Genomic DNA, 15,957 nt, shown 5'->3' on the forward strand with positions numbered 1-15,957 from the left:
GTCCGCCCGGGCGGGCGGGGCGACCTAGGACGCGCGCCGGCATCCCCCACGGCCTGGCCGGGTGGGTGGAGGCGATCATGAAGGAGGAGGCTGGAGGCCCGAGCGGGAATCGAACCCACATTCACGGATTTGCAGTCCGTTGCATCACCACTCTGCCATCGGGCCGGCAGGGGGCCAGGGTATCGCGTCCCTCGGCCGGCGGGTCAAGCCAGCATCAGCCGGGAAGGGGCCGCCCCGTGCTTCCACCCCCCGTCCTTCCAAGTGCCGCCCGGCGCGCCTATAAACCGATCGGTTCAGTGGATAGGACAGCGGGCGGCATGGACTACGCCGAGGCGCGCAGGCGCATGGTTGACGGGCAGGTGAGGCCCAACCGGGTGACGGATCCGCGGATCCTCGAGGGGATGCGCGCCATTCCGCGCGAGCTTTTCGTTCCGCAGCGCCTGCGGGTGCGCGCGCTGTCGGATGAGGACCTGGCACTGGGCGGCGGCCGCGTGCTGCTGCAGCCCATGGTGGTCGCACGGCTGATCCAGCTGGCGGCACCGCGTCCGGGCGAGCGCGTGCTCGTCCTCGGCGCCGGCCCGGGCTATGGCGCGGCGGTGATGGCCCATATGGGCGCGCAGGTCGTGGCTGTGGAGGACGATGCCGTGATCGCCGGCTTCGGCGAGGAGGGAATCGCCGCCGCCGGCCTGCCGGCGGGCTCGCTGCGGCGCCAGGCCGGCTCCTCGGAGGCCGGGCTGCCGGATGGTGCACCCTACGACCTGATCTTCATCGAGGGGGCGGTGCCCTCCATCCCGGCGGCGCTCTCCGCGCAGCTGGCCGAGGGCGGGCGGCTGTCCGCCATCCGGGCGGTCCCGGGCCAGGTGCCCTCCGCCATCCTGGGGCGCCGCGTGGGCGGCTCCTTCAGCACGGTCGAGGCCTTCGACATCGCTGGGACCCAGATGCCCCTGCTGCCGGCCTTCGCGCCGAAGCCGGGCTTCGCGCTGAGCTGAGCGCCGGCTGTCCGCCGCGCAGGCGCCGGGCAGGACAGGGCTGGCGCGGGCAACTGGCCCGCGCCGTCCGCCGCCGTCCTCGCTGCGAAACGCGGCGCGGCAAGGATGTGGAAAGGGTTCCCCCATCATCCTGGCTCCCAGGCGGCGGAGAAGGCTAACATCACCGGGAACCGAGCAAAGGCGGCCCCGAAGCGCCATGGCGCCGGGCCGGCCGATCAGGGATTGTAGCCGATGACCCGCAGCCACCCGAAGCGCCCCCGAACCGAGCACAGCCAGAGCTCGCGGCCCGTCGTCCGGGCCATGCTGCCGGCCGTCTTCCTCCTCGGCCTCGCTGCCCCGGCGGGGGCCCAGACGCTGCAGGAGGCGCTGGCCCAGACCTATGTGAACAACCCCACTCTGGCCACCGCCCGTGCCCAGCTGCGCGTGGTGGATGAGAACGTGCCCCAGGCCCTGGCGGGATGGCGGCCCACCGTCACCCTTTCCGGCTCCGCCGGCTATGCCGAGGGGACGATCCGCTCCCGCTCGCAGACGACCTCGGGCCAGCGCATCGGCGTCACCACGGACCAGGACCGGACCATCGGCACCGTGGCCGCGACGGTCACGCAGCCGCTCTACCGCGGCGGCCGCACCACCGCCTCCACCCGCCGTGCCGAGAACCAGGTGCTCGCACAGCGGGCGCGGCTGCTGGCGACCGAGCAGCAGGTCTTGCAGGACACCGTCTCCGCCTATGTGAACGTGATCCGGTTCCAGGAGGAGGTTCGCCTCAACCTGAACAACGCCCAGGTGCTGCAGCGCCAGCTGGACGCGACGAACGAGCGCTTCCGCGTGGGCGAGATCACCCGCACCGACGTCGCCCAGGCGGAGTCGCGCCTCGCCGGCGCCCGTGCCTCCCGCGCCGATTCCGAAGGCCAGCTTCAGAACGCCCGGGCCACCTTCCAGCGCGTCATCGGCATCGCGCCGGCGCGGCTGACGGCACCGCAGCCGCTGCAGCCGGCCGCCCGCAACGGCCAGGATGCGGCGCAGGTGGCGGCGCTGAACAATCCGGCGGTGGTGGCCGCGCTCTTCGACGAGGCCGCGAGCCGCGACTTCATCGACGTGCAGCTCTCCGCGCTGCTGCCGCAGGCCAGCCTCCAGGCGCAGGCCTTCCGCAACGACAACCAGCAGCTGATCGGCCAGCGCTCCATCGGCGAATCCGTGACGGCCACCGTCACCGTTCCGCTCTATCAGGGCGGCGCGGAATACTCGGCGGTCCGCCAGGCCCGGCAGGACGCCACGCGCCTCCGGCAGGTGGTGGACGACCAGCGGCGCGTGGCCTCCGCCCAGGCCATCCAGGCCTGGGAAACGCTGGTGAGCGCCCGCGCGACCGTGGACAGCGTGCGCGCCCAGATCCGCGCGGCCGAGATCGCGCTGGACGGCGTGCAGCGTGAGGCCGTGGTCGGCAGCCGCACCACGCTCGACGTGCTGAATGCCGAGCAGGAGCTGCTGAACGCCCGCGTCTCGCTGGTGCGCGCGCTGGCCAATGTGGTCACGGCCAGCCATTCGCTGGCGCAGGCCGTCGGGCGGCTGACCGCGCGTGACCTGGCCCTGCCCGTCGCCCTCTACGACCAGGAGGCCTATTACCGGGCGGTCCGTGACCGCTGGGCGGGCCTCGGCGACTATTCCGTCCCTCAACCCGTCCGCGATTGAACCCAGGGAGCTCCGCATGTCCGGCGCCGCCACCGCACCCGGTCAGGACCCTTCGATGGAGGACATCCTCGCCTCCATCCGCAAGATCCTGAACGAGGAGGAAGCGCCGGCAGCTGCCGCGGAAGCGGCGGAGGCGGAGGCGGCGGAGCCGCTGGAGCTGACCGAGGCGATGCTGGTCGCGGTCCCGCCCCAGGAAGAGCCGGCAACGCCGACCGAGGCCGAGCCGGCCCCCGAGCCACCAGCGCCCGCCGCGCCGATTCCTCCCGGCCCGGTGCAGCCGGCCTTGCTGGAGACGAGGCCAGCCGCCGTCGAGACTGCGGCCGAGGTGCCGCCTGTCACGGCCCCGGCTCCCGTGGCGCCGGCACCGCCCTTCGTCGCGGCCGTTCCCGAACCGGCCGTGGCCGAATCCGCCGAGGGGCTTGTCGCGCCCGCGACGGCCGCCGCCGCGGCGGCGCTGCTCGGCCAGCTCGCCAGAACCGTCGCGGCGGAGCGCGCCGCGCCGGTCCATCGCGGCGGCCCCTCCATCGAGGATGTCGTGCGTGAAGAGGTGCGACCCCTGCTCAAGGAGTGGATGGACGCGCATCTGCCCGCCCTGATGGAGCGGCTGGTGCGGGCCGAGATCGAGCGGGTGGTCAGCCGCTCCCTCGGCTAGGCACGGCGGGCGGGGCAGGGGGGCGTGAACGGCCCTTGACGGCGGGGCCGCCGCTCCGCCAAGCCTCCGCCATGCTCGACAAGACGCTTTCGCCCGCCGGCTTCGAGCCGCGCCTCTATCAGGGGTGGGAGGGTGCCGGGGCCTTCACGGCCAATCCGGCCTCCAACGCCAAGCCCTTCACCATCATGATTCCGCCGCCCAATGTGACGGGCAGCCTGCATGTCGGCCACGCGCTGGACGTCACCATCCAGGACACGCTGATCCGCTTCCGCCGGATGCAGGGCCGGGACGCGCTGTGGCAGCCCGGAACGGACCATGCCGGCATCGCAACCCAGATGGTGGTCGAGCGCCTGCTGGCGAGCGAGGGCAAGGACCGGCGCGAGATGGGGCGTGAAGCCTTCCTCGAGCGGGTCTGGCAGTGGAAGGCCGAGAGCGGCGGCACCATCACCCGCCAGCTCCGCCGCATGGGCGCCAGCCTGGACTGGTCCCGCGAGCGCTTCACCATGGATGAGGGCCTATCCGAAGCGGTGCGCGAGGTCTTCGTGACGCTCCACCGGCAGGGCCTGATGTACCGAGACCGGCGGCTGGTGAACTGGGACGTGAAGTTCCAGACGGCCATCTCCGACCTCGAGGTGGAGAGCAAGGAGGTCAAGGGCAGCCTCTGGCACCTGCGCTACCCCGTGGAGGGCCAGCCCGGCCGCTTCCTCGTCGTGGCGACCACCCGGCCCGAGACGATGCTGGGCGACACGGCCGTGGCCGTGAACCCGGAGGACGAGCGCTTCCGGGATCTGATCGGGAAGTTCGTGATTCTGCCCATCGTCGGCCGGCGAATCCCGGTGGTGGCCGATGCATACTCCGATCCCGAGAAGGGCTCGGGCGCGGTGAAGATCACCCCCGCCCACGACTTCAACGATTTCGAGGTGGGTCGGCGGCATGAGCTGCCCTCGCCGAGCGTGCTGGACGCCGAGGGCAAGGTCACCCTTGCCGAGATCGAGGGCGAAATCCGCGCGGTGGAGGGCATCGCCCAACCGGAGGCCCTGCGCGCGCTCGCCGGGCTGGAGCGATTTGAGGCCCGCAAGGCCATCCTGGCTGAGCTGGAGCGGCTGGAGCTGATCGAGAAGATCGAGCCTCACACCCATGCCGTGCCGCATGGCGACCGTTCCGGCGTGCCGATCGAGCCGCGCCTGACCTGGCAGTGGTATGTGGACGCCGCGACCCTGGCCAAGCCCGCTGTCGAGGCGGTGGAGACCGGCAAAACCCAGTTCGTGCCGAAGCAGTGGGAGAACACCTTCTTCGCCTGGATGCGTGACATCCAGCCCTGGTGCGTCTCCCGCCAGCTCTGGTGGGGCCACCAGATCCCGGCCTGGTACGGGCCGGACGGGCATATCTTCGTCGAGCGCACGGAGGCCGAAGCCGTCGCCGCGGCCCGCTCCCATTACGGCGAGGACCGGGAGCTGACGCGCGACCCGGACGTGCTGGACACCTGGTTCTCCTCCGGGCTCTGGCCCTTCTCCACCCTGGGCTGGCCGAAGCAGACGCCGGAACTGGCGCGCTACTACCCCGGCGACGTGCTGGTGACGGGCTTCGACATCATCTTCTTCTGGGTCGCCCGGATGATGATGCTCGGCATTCACTTCATGGGCGACGTGCCCTTTAGGGTGGTGAACATCCACGGCCTCGTGCGCGACGAGCGCGGGCAGAAGATGTCCAAGTCCAAGGGCAACGTCATGGACCCGCTGGAGCTGGCGGATGCCTACGGCGCCGATGCGCTCCGCTTCACCCTGGCCTCCTTCGCGGGACCGGGGCGGGACGTGCGGCTTGGCCGGCAGAAGGTGGAGAGCAACCGCGCCTTCGTCACCAAGCTGTGGAACGCGGCCCGCTTCTGCGAGATGAGCGGCATCGCGCCCGACGCCGCCTTCAACCCGATGACGGCGAGCACGCCGCTGGCGCGCTGGATCATCGATGCGGGCAATGCGGCGATCGCGGAGGCGACGGCCGCGCTGGAGGCCTATCGGCTCGATGACTATGCCGCAGCCCTCTACCGCTTCACCTGGGGCAGCTTCTGCGACTGGTTCCTCGAGCTGGCCAAGCCGGCCCTGACCGGGCCGGACGGGGTGGAGAAGGACGAGGCCAAGGGTGCCGCGCAGCACGTGTTGGGCCTTATCCTCCGCCTCGCCCATCCGGTGATGCCCTATGTCACGGAAGAGCTGTGGGACCGGTTCGGCTATGGCGCCGAAGGTAGCCTCATCCGCATGGCCTGGCCGGAGCCAGTGGCCGTGATGGGCGCCGAGGAGGCCCGGGCGGAGCTGAACTGGCTGGTCGCCTTCATCTCCGAGGTCCGCACCGTGCGGGCTGAGGTGAATGTGCCGCCTTCCGTTACCGTGCCGCTGCTGGTGCAGGGCGCCTCGGCCGAGACCCTGGCCCGCGCCGAGCGTTGGATCGAGCCGATCCGCCGCATGGCCCGCGCCACCGAGGTGCGCCCGCTGGAGGGTGCCCTGCCGGAAGGCGTGGCCCAGGCCGTGGTGGGCGAAGCGACGGTGATGCTGCCCCTCTCCGGCGTGGTGGACCTGGCGGCCGAGCGGACGCGGCTGGCCAAGGAGCATGCGAAGGTGGAGGCCGAGGCGCGCAAGATCGCGCAGAAGCTCGCCAACCCCGACTTCACTAGCCGGGCGAAGGAGGAGGTGGTGGAGGAGACGCGGGAGCGGCTTTCCACCGCCGAGGCCGAGGCGGCGCGGCTGGCCGCGGCCATCGCCCGCATCGCGGCCTGAGGGCCGGGGGCGTGAGGTTTTTCGACTTCTTCGCCCTGGCCGTGCTCGCGACCGTGCCCATCCTGTGGTGCCGGTCGCGGCTGCCCAGGCTGGGGCGGGAGCCGCCCATCACGGACCGCCAGGCGGTCCGGATCGGGGCCCTCATCTCGGTCATTCTTTGCGGGATCTATATCGTCCGCTACGTCGTGTATCGGTGAACGGCGGGAGGGTTGCGCGGACTGCAACCCAGCCCGGGTCCGCAGCTTCTGTCACTTAGTGCCTCCGGGCGCATTCTCTCGTGACAGTCACGGACTTACGAGGTTCCCAATGCCCGATCAGGTCGCGCCCAGCCGTCAGGACGAAAGGGCGGATACGCGCCGCCGTGTCTGGGCGATCGTGGGCGGATCCTCGGGCAATCTCGTCGAGTGGTACGACTTCTACGTCTATGCCGCGACAGCGCTCTATTTCGCGCCGAACTTCTTTCCCTCCGGGGACCGCACGACCCAGCTGCTGAACGCAGCCGCCATTTTCGCGGTCGGTTTCCTCATGCGCCCGATCGGCGGCTGGCTCTTCGGGATGATCGGTGATCGCTACGGCCGCCGCACCTCGATGATGATCTCGGTGCTGATGATGTGCTTCGGCTCGCTGATGATCGCGGTACTGCCGACCTACGCCAGCATTGGGGTCGCCGCGCCGACCCTGCTGGTCGTTGCCCGGCTGATCCAGGGGCTTTCGGTGGGCGGCGAGTATGGGACGAGCGCGACCTATATGAGCGAGGTGGCCGCGCAGAAGCATCGCGGCTTCTTCGCCTCCTTCCAGTATGTCACGCTGATCGGCGGCCAGCTCCTGGCCCTGCTCGTGCTCGTCGTGCTGCAGGGCATCTACACGCCGGAGGAAATCCGCGCCTGGGCCTGGCGCATTCCCTTCTTCATCGGCGCCGCCGCCGCCATCGTCGCGCTCTTCCTGCGCCGCGCCCTGCATGAGACGACGACCGCCGAGACGCGCGCGAAGGAGGGCACGGGTACCATTCGCCTGCTGCTGCGCCATCCGAAGCCGCTGCTGCAGACCATCTTCCTCACCTCGGGCGGCAGCCTCGCTTTCTACACCTACACGACCTACATGCAGAAGTTCCTGGTCAACACCTCCGGCTTCACGGCGGAGCGCGCGAGCGTGACCATGACCTTCGTCCTGTTCTGCTACATGCTGCTCCAGCCCCTTTTCGGCGCGCTGTCCGACCGCGTGGGCCGGCGGATCTGCCTCATCCTCTTCGGCCTGGGCGGGGCGATCATGACCGTGCCGCTGCTGACCCTGCTGGCCGGCGTGAGCACCTCCTTCGGTGCCTTCGCCATCATCCTGGGCGCGCTCGCCGTGGTCAGTTTCTACACCTCCATCTCCGGCGTGGTGAAAGCGGAGCTGTTCCCGGCCGAGATCCGGGCGCTGGGCGTGGGGCTGGGCTACGCCATCGCCAATTCGCTCTTCGGCGGCACGGCCGAATATGTCGCGCTGTGGTTCAAGGCGCAGGGCATGGAGAGCACCTTCTTCTGGTACGTCTCCGGCTTCTGCGTCCTCTCCCTGCTCTCCGCGCTCTCGATGCGCGACACGCGGGTGCATGGGCACCTCGCGCGGGAGCAGGCGGCCGGCGCGATCCGGTGATCGTCTTCCTCGATTTCGAGGCGAGCGGCCTCGGGAAGCGCAGCTTCCCCATTGAAGTCGGCTGGGTCGGGGAGGATGGAGGCGAGGAGTCGCATCTTATCCGCCCCGCCCCGGATTGGGACGAGTGGAACGAGGAAGCGGAGGCGATTCACGGCCTTTCCCGGGAACAGCTGGTGCGGGAGGGGGAGCCGCATGGTGCGGTGGCCCGCCGCATGGTCGATCGGCTGGCCGGGCACGATCTCTACGCCTCGGCGCCCTCCTGGGATGGGCAGTGGCTGAGTCGCCTGCTGCGAGCGGCCGGGCTGCCGCGCCACGCCCTGCGCCTGCGGGATACGGAGGAGGCACGACAGGCAGCGGCCATCGCGGCGCTGGCGGAAGTCGGACGCGACCCATCACGCCATGAAGGGCTGGTAATCGAGGTTCTCGGCGAGGCCGCAAGGGAGGCGGGGGAGGGCGTCCCGGCTCACCGGGCGCTGGAGGATGCGAAGCGCGAGATGCGGATTTGGCGCGGCATGGGCGACCGGGTCCGGGCCGCGCTGGCCCGAGAGGGCTGAAGCCGGCCGCCCTGTCAGGGGCGCGTGGCGGCGAGGAGTCCCGGCCAGTCCGAGGCGCGGATACGAGCCAGCGGCGCGAAGCCGGGCCCCTCAGCCGTGGGGCGGAAGGCGACGATTTCCCCTTCGCCGAGCTCCGAGAAGGCCGCGCCCGCCGCATCTACGATGTTGGGTCGATGGGCCACGATGAGCAGCACCTCCCCGGCGCCCGGCGCCCGCCGCCCGCCGCAGCATGTCGCGGAGGGCCTGGGCCTGAGGGGAATCCGGGCCCTTGGCGAGCATCCGCCCGCCATCGTTCAGCGCCGCCTCCGTTTCGGCGGGAGGCGCGTCCATCAGCACCGCCGCTTCCCGCGCACGGCAGTATTCGCTGGTCACGGCCCGGGTGACCGGCACGCGGATGTCGCGCAGCGCCGCCCCGATCTCCCGCGCGACGCGGCGGCCGGCCTCGCTGAGGTTCCGCTGCGTCCTGCAGTCGGCGAAATCCAGGGCCTCGGCATCCGTCTGCGCGCTCTCCGTCGCGGGGTGGCGCATGTAGAGGACCAGGCCGCCCTCGCGCAGCGCAGATGCCAGCTCGGCGGGGTTGGCCATGGGCGGGGAGGGCTGGGCCCGGGCCAAGCAGGCGCCGGCCAGCAGGCCCGCGATGAGAAATGGCGTGATGCGCATGGCAAACCCCCATCCCTGAGACGGTCAGGGAGAAGGTTACGGCATCGCGACGGAAGCGGCGTTGACATGCGCGTGTCCGTCGGGTGGCGCTGAGGCGCCGGTTATGGCCTGCTGCCACCCGCGGATGCCGGGACGCGCTTTCCGGGCCATGGGAACGCGCCCGCACCGCCTCCGCGCGCGCCTCAACCGGTCCCCTTGCCTAGCTGTATTGCGCGGCACGCGGTTGCGACGATCGGAATGTTGCGGGATACAGCCGGGCGAGAGAGGGAAATGCCATGCCGGACAACACTTGGGACAAGTCCCGCCTTCCCAGCCGCCATGTGACCGTGGGGCCGGAGCGCGCGCCGCACCGCTCCTACTACTATGCCATGGGCATGACCGAGGAGGAGATCGCCCAGCCGCTGGTGGGCGTCGCCACCTGCTGGAATGAGGCGGCCCCCTGCAACATCGCCCTCAGCCGCCAGGCGCAGAGCGTGAAGGCCGGGGTGAAGCAGGCCCATGGCAGCCCGCGCGAGTTCACCACCATCACCGTGACCGACGGCATCGCCATGGGCCACCAGGGCATGAAGTCCTCCCTCGCCAGCCGCGACGCGATCGCGGACACGGTGGAGCTGACCATGCGCGGCCACTGCTACGACGCGATGGTGGGCCTCGCCGGCTGCGACAAGTCTCTGCCCGGCATGATGATGGCCATGCTGCGCCTGAACGTGCCCAGCGTGTTCATGTACGGCGGCTCCATCCTTCCCGGCACCTACAAGGGCAAGGACGTGACGGTCGTGGACGTGTTCGAGGCGGTCGGCATGCATGCCGCCGGACGCATGTCCGACGAGGACCTGCATGAGCTGGAATGCGTCGCCTGCCCGAGCGCCGGCGCCTGCGGCGGCCAGTTCACCGCGAACACCATGGCCACCGTCTCCGAGGCGATCGGCCTTGCGCTCCCCGGCTCGGCCGGCGCTCCCGCGCCCTATGAGGACCGGGACAAGTGGGCGGTGGAATCCGGCCGCGCCGTGATGGACCTGCTGCGCAAGAACATCCGCCCGCGCGACATCGTCACGAAGGAAAGCCTCTACAACGCGGCGCTGATCGTCGGCGCGACCGGCGGCTCCACCAATGCGGGCCTGCACCTGCCGGCCATGGCGCATGAGGCCGGGATCAAGTTCACCCTGCAGGACGTGGCCGAGATCATGCGCAAGGCGCCCTATATCGGGGACCTGAAGCCGGGCGGCCGCTACGTGGCCTATGACGTCTACAAGATCGGCGGCATCCCCGTGATCGTGAAGGCGCTGCTGGATGCCGGGCTGCTGCATGGGGACTGCATCACGGTCACGGGTAAGACCCTGGCCGAGAACCACCGCGAGGTGATCTTCCCGAAGGACCAGGACGTGATCCGCCCCGTCTCCAACCCGCTCAGCGAGACGGGCGGCGTGGTCGGGCTGAAGGGCAACCTGGCTCCGGACGGCGCGATCGTGAAGATCGCCGGCATGAAGGAGCTGCGCTTCGAGGGCACGGCGCTCTGCTTCGACTGCGAGGAGGATGCCTTCGCCGCCGTGGAGAGCCGGGCCTACAAGAAGGGCGACGTGATCATCATCCGCTACGAGGGTCCTCGAGGCGGCCCGGGCATGCGCGAGATGCTCTCGACCACCGCCGCCCTCTACGGCCAGGGCATGGGCGGTGACGTGGCCCTCATCACCGATGGCCGCTTCTCCGGCGCCACGCGCGGCTTCTGCATCGGCCATGTCGGGCCGGAAGCCGCCGTTGGCGGGCCGATCGCCCTGCTGAAGGACGGCGACCGGATCGTGATCGATGCCGAGAAGGGCACCATCGACGTGGACCTCTCCGAAGAGGAGCTGGCGGCACGCCGCGCCGAGTGGAAGCCGCGCAAGACCGACTACAACTCGGGCGCGCTCTGGAAGTACGCCCAGCTCGTCGGTCCGGCCTATCTCGGCGCCGTTACTCATCCGGGCGGCGAGGCCGAAACCCACGTCTACGCCGATATCTGATCGGAACGAGGCAGCCATGATCCGCGCACGGGATGCGGCGCGGATCGGCGCCGTGCCAGTCTTGCCGGCATGAGCGCCGCCCCGCCGAGCCAGCCCCCCCTGGCGCTGACCATGGGAGACCCCGCCGGGATCGGCGGGGAGCTCACCCTGGCCGCCTGGGCAAGACTGCGCGCCGAAGGTCCCGCCTTCGTCGCGCTGGACGACCCGTCGCGCCTGGCGGGCATCGCCGCGCATCTGGGCTGGGAGGTGCCGCTCGCCTCGGTCTCGGGGCCGGAGGAAGCCGCGGCGGTCTTCCGCGACCGCCTGCCGGTGATGACCATCCGCTGCCCCGTGCCGCCCGTCTTCGGGCAGCCGGACCCGGCCAATGCCCCGGCCGTCCTGGGTTCCATCGAGCGTGCGGTGGCGCTCGCCCAGGCCGGGCGGGCAGGGGGGGTGGTCACCAACCCTATCAGCAAGGCGACCCTCTACCGCACCGGTTTCGCCTTCCCCGGCCATACGGAGTTCCTGGGTGCGCTGGCCGGCGCGGCGGAGCCGCCGGTGATGCTGCTGGCCTCGCCCATGCTTCGGGTCGTGCCCGTCACCATCCATGTCTCCCTGCGCCAGGCGCTCGACACGCTCCGCACGGAGGAGATCATCCGCACCGGCCTTGCCCTTGCGCGCGGGCTGCGGGAAGGCTTCGGCATCCCCGCCCCGCGCATCGCGGTCGCTGGGCTGAACCCGCATGCGGGGGAGGAGGGGGCCATGGGCGATGAGGAGCCGCGCCTCGTCCTGCCGGCCATCGAGGCGCTTCGCGCCGGGGGGGTGGACGCCTTCGGGCCGCTACCGCCCGATACGATGTTCACCGCCCGCGCGCGTCAGACCTATGACGCCGCGCTCTGCCTCTACCATGACCAGGCGCTGATCCCGATCAAGACACTGGACATGGATGGCGGGGTGAACGTCACCCTCGGCCTGCCCATCATCCGCACCTCGCCCGACCATGGCACCGCCTTCGGCATCGCGGGCCAGGGCATCGCCGATCCGGGCAGCCTCGTCGCCGCCCTCCGCCTCGCGGCCGAGATGGCCGCCCGCCGCTCCTCGAAAGCACCCGCATGATCCCGATCCGCCCCCCCATCCGCCTGGGCGTGAACGTCGATCACGTCGCCACCCTGCGGAACGCGCGCGGCGGCAGGCATCCCGACCCGCTGGCAGCCGCGCAGCTCGTCCTCACGCATGGGGCGGACAGCATCACCATCCATCTGCGCGAGGACCGCCGCCACATTCGTGACGCCGATTGCCGCGCCATGCGGGCGGCGCTGAGCGCCCCTATCAACCTGGAAATGGCCGCGACCGCCGAGATGCAGGCGATTGCGGTGGAGCTTCGGCCCCATGCCTGCTGCCTGGTCCCCGAGCGCCGCGCGGAGCTGACCACCGAGGGCGGGCTGGACGCGGTGGGGCAGGAAGCCACGCTGCGGCCGGTGGTGGCGGCGCTGGTGGAAGCCGGAATCCGCGTCTCCCTCTTCCTCGACCCCGACCCGAGGCAGGTGGAGGCCGCGGCCCGTCTCGGCGCCAAGGCGGTGGAGCTGCACACCGGCACCTTCTGCGAGGCCGCCGGTGATGCCCGGGGGCGCGAGCTGGCCCGGCTGAAGGAGGCCGCCCGCCTGGTGGCCGCGGCGGGAATGGAATGCCATGCCGGCCACGGGCTGGATTACGAGACCGCCGCGCTGCTGGCCGCGATCCCGGAGGTGGTGGAGCTGAATATCGGCCACTTCCTGATGGGCCAGGCCCTGTTCGACGGCCTGCCGGCGGCCGTGGCGCGGATGCGGCGCGTGATGGAGGAAGCACGGCGGCCATGACCGATCTCGCCGCCCCGATCGCCCGCAGCGGCTATGTCGCGCTCTCCTGTGGAGAGGCCCGCGCTACCTTCGACCCCACCGGCCAGGCGCTGGCTGGGACCGCTTGGGAGAGCTTCGCCGCCAGCTGGGACGACCTGCGCCCGGACGGCTTCATGGCGGATGGGGGCCGGTACCGCCTGCGGCGCCACGCGATCTACACCGCGCCGGCTGGCGCGCCGCTCGTCCGCGCGCCGCATGGGCCGCACTTTCAGGCCACCCGCTACAACGCGCTGAATGGCGGCATCGACCGATGGTTCGAGCCTGTGGCCGCGGATGTGGGGGAGGGGGCGGCGCTCCAGGCCCTGCTGGCCGGCGCTCGGGGCGTGTTCGACCCGCTCGCGCCCGGTGCCGCCTGGTCGGTGGAGGTCCACCAGTTCCGCATTGAGGCCCGGCCGGACGAAGCGGGCAAGCCCACGCCCGAGGGCATGCATTCGGATGGCGTGGACTACGTGATGGTGATGATGGTGGGCCGGGAGAACGTGGATGGCGGCGTCACGGGCATCCAGATAGACGGGCGGGAGGAGGCGAGCTTCACCCTTTCCGCCCCCTGCGATGCCGTGCTTCTGGACGACCGCCGCGTCATGCACGGTGTCACCCCCATCCGCCCCATCGACCCGGCCCGGCCCGGCCACCGGGACGTGCTGGTCCTCACCTTCCGTCGGACAGGGTAGGGCGAGCCTAGTCCCTCAGGTCGAACAGGACCGGTGCGTGGTCGGAAGGGCTTTCCTCCGAGCGGGCGGCAAGGTCCACGCTGGCGCCGGTCAGCCGCTCGGCCAGTTCGGCGCTCAGCAGCGCATGGTCGATCCGCAGGCCGCGATTGGCTTCGAAGGAAGGGCCGTAATCCCAGTAGGTCCAGGGCGCGTCGGTCGGATGCAGGGCCCTCAGGGCGTCGGTCATGCCCAGATGGGTGATGGCACGGAAGGCCGCACGGCTTTCCGGCCGGACCAGCGCATCGGTCCGGGGCAGGGCGCCGGGGGAGAGGTCCTCATCCGTCGGGCAGACATTGAAGTCCCCGAGCACGGCATAGGGGGTGAAGGAATCCAGCCGCTCCGCCACCCTCGTCCGCAGCCGCTCCATCCAGGAGAGCTTGTAGGCATAGCCCTCCTCGCCGCCGGAATTGCCGTTGGGCAGGTAGATGCCGGCCAGATGCATCCCCGCCGCGCGGATCTCGACGAAGCGGGCATGGGTGTCCTCATCCCCGCCCGGCAGCGCCTCGTCCACCACCTCGAATGGGATGCGGGCGACGACGGCCACCCCGTTCCGGCCGCCGGGCTGTCCCACGGCGTGGAACCGGTAGCCCATCCCCGCCAGCTCCCCGCCGGGGAACTCCTCCGTCTTGCACTTCAGCTCCTGCAGGAAGACGAGGTCGGGCGCATGCCGTTCGAGCAGCCGCCGCAGATGCGGTTCGCGCTTGCGAACCGAGTTCACGTTGAAGGTGCAGAGGCGCAAGGGTCAGTCAGACCGAGAAGGAGACGCCGCAGCCGCAACCCGAGGCCGCGACGGGGTTCTTCACCGCGAAATGGGCCCCGATCAGCTCATCCGCCCAGTCCAGGGTCGCGCCCCGCAGCAGGTCCAGCGAGACCGGGTCGATGAAGACCCGGCCCTCTACCACCAGATCGTCCGGCTCCGGGGCGTCCGCCAGGTCGAACTTGTACTGGAAGCCCGAGCAGCCGCCGGCTTCCACCGCCAGGCGCAGGCCCGCTTCCGGGCGGCCCTGGGAGGCCGCGATTTCGGCCACCTGCGCGAGGGCGGAGGGGGTGACGGAAAAGGGGGCGGGGGCGGAGCTGCCATCCGGCATGGGAAGGACCTCGGGCTGTCTGGCGAAAGCGGTCTGACGAATCTGGAGATCAAGATAGGGGCTGCGGGCGCGTTCTCCAACGCGCGCCAGCCTTGCCGCCCGCGCTTACCGGGTGCTACGGCCCGCCGACGCCATGGACGCCCCCGATCCCTCCGCCGCGCCGGACGCCACGCCCGCGCGCAGCCCGCATGACCTGGCCCCCTGGGCGGTCCAGCCCGGGGAGACGCGTGGGCGCCTCTATCCCGAGGATGCCGGGGGAGGGCGCTCGCCCTACCAGCGGGACCGGGACCGGATCATCCATTCCACGGCCTTCCGCCGCCTCCAGTACAAGACCCAGGTCTTCGTCTTCCATGAGGGCGACGCCTTCCGCACCCGGTTGACGCATTCGATCGAGGTGGCGCAGATCGCCCGCTCCCTCGCGCGGCAGCTCCATCTGGACGAGGACCTGGCCGAGGCGCTGGCCCTGGCGCATGACCTGGGCCACCCCCCCTTCGGCCATGCCGGAGAGGAGGCGCTGAACGGGGTCATGCGGGCCTGGGGCGGCTATGACCACAACGCCCAGTCACTCAAGGCCGTGACCCTGCTGGAGCACCGCTATGCCGGCTTCGACGGGCTGAACCTCACCTGGGAGACGCTGGAGGGGTTGGCCAAGCACAACGGCCCCTTGCGCCGCCCGCCGCCCTATATCGCCGAGTATTCGGCCCGCCACGACCTGGAGCTGCATTGCCATGCCAGCGCCGAGGCTCAGGCGGCGGCCATCGCGGACGATATCGCCTATAACAACCACGACCTCGATGACGGCCTGCGCGCCGGGCTCTTCACCCTGGAAGAGGTGTGCCACCTGCCGCTGATCGCCATGGCGCGCGACCAGGCCATGGCCGCGATTCCGGCCGACGCGCCGCCCGACCGCGTCGCGGGCGAGATCATCCGCCGCGTCATCAACCTGATGATCATGGACGTGGTGGAGGAGGCGCGCCGCCGTATCGCCGCGCTGCGCCCGAAGAGTGTCGCGGATATCCGCAACGCCCCGCAGCCCGTCGTCTTCTTCTCCGACCGGATGCGGGCGCTGAACCAGGAGACGCGCGACTTCCTCTTCGGCCGGATGTACCGCCACTGGCGGGTGAACCGCACCGCCCTGAAATCCAAGCGCGCCCTGCAGGTGATGTTCTCACTGCTGCATGGCCAGCCCGACATGCTGCCTCCGCTCTGGGCCAAGCGCGCCGGCGAACCAGGCTCGCCCAGCGCCGCGCGCACGGTTTGCGACTGGCTGGCCGGCATGACGGACCGCTTCGCGCTCGAAGAACACCGTCGCCTGACGGACCCCAACATCCCCGGCTGATGACG

Annotated in this window: 15 protein-coding genes and 1 tRNA gene; 12 read left to right on the plus strand and 4 right to left on the minus strand. The window is 70.9% G+C overall.

Annotation, left to right across the window (positions count from 1 at the left end; all coding sequences use genetic code 11):
* Window positions 1–91: 91 nt before the first annotated feature.
* Window positions 92–165, minus strand: a tRNA-Cys gene (locus BUB97_RS06780).
* Window positions 166–317: 152 nt separating this feature from the next.
* On the opposite strand from BUB97_RS06780, the gene BUB97_RS06785 reads away from it, so the two are divergent.
* The 7 genes from BUB97_RS06785 to BUB97_RS06815 all read left to right on the plus strand — a co-directional run bounded on the left by BUB97_RS06785 (window position 318) and on the right by BUB97_RS06815 (window position 8,281).
* A complete protein-coding gene (locus tag BUB97_RS06785; RefSeq protein WP_073132930.1) occupies window positions 318–989 on the plus strand; it encodes a protein-L-isoaspartate O-methyltransferase family protein in 672 nt (223 codons plus the stop codon).
* Between the two features lie 231 nt (window positions 990–1,220).
* A complete protein-coding gene (locus BUB97_RS06790) occupies window positions 1,221–2,675 on the plus strand; it encodes a TolC family outer membrane protein (RefSeq protein ID WP_245818214.1) in 1,455 nt (484 codons plus the stop codon).
* A gap of 16 nt (window positions 2,676–2,691) precedes the next feature.
* Complete coding sequence (locus tag BUB97_RS06795) at window positions 2,692–3,327, plus strand: DUF2497 domain-containing protein (protein WP_073132932.1); 636 nt, start codon at window positions 2,692–2,694, stop codon at window positions 3,325–3,327.
* A 71-nt stretch (window positions 3,328–3,398) separates the two neighbouring features.
* A complete protein-coding gene (locus BUB97_RS06800) occupies window positions 3,399–6,095 on the plus strand; it encodes a valine--tRNA ligase (protein WP_073133043.1) in 2,697 nt (898 codons plus the stop codon).
* 11 nt (window positions 6,096–6,106) lie between these two features.
* The gene (locus tag BUB97_RS06805; protein ID WP_073132934.1) at window positions 6,107–6,292 is read left to right on the plus strand and encodes a hypothetical protein; all 186 of its coding nucleotides are present in this window, start codon (window positions 6,107–6,109) and stop codon (window positions 6,290–6,292) included.
* Window positions 6,293–6,401: 109 nt separating this feature from the next.
* Window positions 6,402–7,727 carry an MFS family transporter gene (locus BUB97_RS06810; protein WP_073132936.1) on the plus strand — a complete coding sequence of 442 codons (1,326 nt, stop codon included), beginning with the start codon at window positions 6,402–6,404 and terminating at the stop codon, window positions 7,725–7,727.
* Window positions 7,724–8,281 (plus strand): 3'-5' exonuclease, encoded by a 558-nt coding sequence (locus tag BUB97_RS06815; RefSeq protein WP_073132938.1) that lies wholly within the window; start codon window positions 7,724–7,726, stop codon window positions 8,279–8,281. The genes BUB97_RS06810 and BUB97_RS06815 overlap by 4 nt, the downstream gene beginning before the upstream one ends.
* 90 nt (window positions 8,282–8,371) lie before the next feature.
* On the opposite strand, the gene BUB97_RS06820 is transcribed toward BUB97_RS06815, so the two are convergent.
* Complete coding sequence (locus BUB97_RS06820) at window positions 8,372–8,941, minus strand: histidine phosphatase family protein (RefSeq protein WP_073132940.1); 570 nt, start codon at window positions 8,939–8,941, stop codon at window positions 8,372–8,374.
* 275 nt (window positions 8,942–9,216) lie between these two features.
* Between BUB97_RS06820 and ilvD the strand changes: the two genes are divergently transcribed.
* The 4 genes from ilvD to BUB97_RS06840 all read left to right on the plus strand — a co-directional run bounded on the left by ilvD (window position 9,217) and on the right by BUB97_RS06840 (window position 13,486).
* Window positions 9,217–10,941: a dihydroxy-acid dehydratase gene (gene ilvD / locus BUB97_RS06825; protein ID WP_073132942.1), complete on the plus strand. Its 1,725-nt coding sequence runs from the start codon at window positions 9,217–9,219 to the stop codon at window positions 10,939–10,941.
* Between the two features lie 69 nt (window positions 10,942–11,010).
* Window positions 11,011–12,036 (plus strand): 4-hydroxythreonine-4-phosphate dehydrogenase PdxA, encoded by a 1,026-nt coding sequence (gene pdxA, locus BUB97_RS06830; RefSeq protein WP_073132944.1) that lies wholly within the window; start codon window positions 11,011–11,013, stop codon window positions 12,034–12,036.
* Window positions 12,033–12,776 (plus strand): pyridoxine 5'-phosphate synthase, encoded by a 744-nt coding sequence (locus tag BUB97_RS06835; RefSeq protein WP_073132946.1) that lies wholly within the window; start codon window positions 12,033–12,035, stop codon window positions 12,774–12,776. Before pdxA ends, BUB97_RS06835 begins: the two co-directional genes overlap by 4 nt.
* Window positions 12,773–13,486, plus strand: coding sequence for a 2OG-Fe dioxygenase family protein (locus BUB97_RS06840; RefSeq protein ID WP_073132948.1), 714 nt, complete (start codon window positions 12,773–12,775; stop codon window positions 13,484–13,486). The genes BUB97_RS06835 and BUB97_RS06840 overlap by 4 nt, the downstream gene beginning before the upstream one ends.
* A 7-nt stretch (window positions 13,487–13,493) precedes the next feature.
* Here BUB97_RS06840 and BUB97_RS06845 read toward each other — a convergent pair whose 3' ends face one another.
* Both BUB97_RS06845 and BUB97_RS06850 read right to left on the minus strand, forming a co-directional pair.
* The gene (locus BUB97_RS06845) at window positions 13,494–14,264 is read right to left on the minus strand and encodes an exodeoxyribonuclease III (RefSeq protein ID WP_073132950.1); all 771 of its coding nucleotides are present in this window, start codon (window positions 14,262–14,264) and stop codon (window positions 13,494–13,496) included.
* 7 nt (window positions 14,265–14,271) lie between these two features.
* A complete protein-coding gene (locus BUB97_RS06850; protein ID WP_073132951.1) occupies window positions 14,272–14,613 on the minus strand; it encodes a HesB/IscA family protein in 342 nt (113 codons plus the stop codon).
* Window positions 14,614–14,746: 133 nt separating this feature from the next.
* On the opposite strand from BUB97_RS06850, the gene BUB97_RS06855 reads away from it, so the two are divergent.
* A complete protein-coding gene (locus BUB97_RS06855; protein WP_073132953.1) occupies window positions 14,747–15,952 on the plus strand; it encodes a deoxyguanosinetriphosphate triphosphohydrolase in 1,206 nt (401 codons plus the stop codon).
* Window positions 15,953–15,957: the final 5 nt, after the last annotated feature.

The organism is Muricoccus roseus (genome assembly GCF_900141905.1).
Taxonomy (GTDB): domain Bacteria; phylum Pseudomonadota; class Alphaproteobacteria; order Acetobacterales; family Acetobacteraceae; genus Roseomonas; species Roseomonas rosea.

What these genes read in the sequence shown, in the direction of transcription:
- BUB97_RS06785 (WP_073132930.1), top strand. Translation starts at nt 318, where the DNA reads ATGGACTACGCCGAGGCGCGCAGGCGCATGGTTGACGGGCAGGTGAGG.
- BUB97_RS06800 (WP_073133043.1), top strand. Translation starts at nt 3,399, where the DNA reads ATGCTCGACAAGACGCTTTCGCCCGCCGGCTTCGAGCCGCGCCTCTAT.
- BUB97_RS06795 (WP_073132932.1), top strand. Translation starts at nt 2,692, where the DNA reads ATGTCCGGCGCCGCCACCGCACCCGGTCAGGACCCTTCGATGGAGGAC.
- pdxA (WP_073132944.1), top strand. Translation starts at nt 11,011, where the DNA reads ATGAGCGCCGCCCCGCCGAGCCAGCCCCCCCTGGCGCTGACCATGGGA.
- BUB97_RS06855 (WP_073132953.1), top strand. Translation starts at nt 14,747, where the DNA reads ATGGACGCCCCCGATCCCTCCGCCGCGCCGGACGCCACGCCCGCGCGC.
- BUB97_RS06790 (WP_245818214.1), top strand. Translation starts at nt 1,221, where the DNA reads ATGACCCGCAGCCACCCGAAGCGCCCCCGAACCGAGCACAGCCAGAGC.
- BUB97_RS06820 (WP_073132940.1), bottom strand. Translation starts at nt 8,941, where the DNA reads ATGCGCATCACGCCATTTCTCATCGCGGGCCTGCTGGCCGGCGCCTGC.
- ilvD (WP_073132942.1), top strand. Translation starts at nt 9,217, where the DNA reads ATGCCGGACAACACTTGGGACAAGTCCCGCCTTCCCAGCCGCCATGTG.
- BUB97_RS06840 (WP_073132948.1), top strand. Translation starts at nt 12,773, where the DNA reads ATGACCGATCTCGCCGCCCCGATCGCCCGCAGCGGCTATGTCGCGCTC.
- BUB97_RS06810 (WP_073132936.1), top strand. Translation starts at nt 6,402, where the DNA reads ATGCCCGATCAGGTCGCGCCCAGCCGTCAGGACGAAAGGGCGGATACG.
- BUB97_RS06850 (WP_073132951.1), bottom strand. Translation starts at nt 14,613, where the DNA reads ATGCCGGATGGCAGCTCCGCCCCCGCCCCCTTTTCCGTCACCCCCTCC.
- BUB97_RS06835 (WP_073132946.1), top strand. Translation starts at nt 12,033, where the DNA reads ATGATCCCGATCCGCCCCCCCATCCGCCTGGGCGTGAACGTCGATCAC.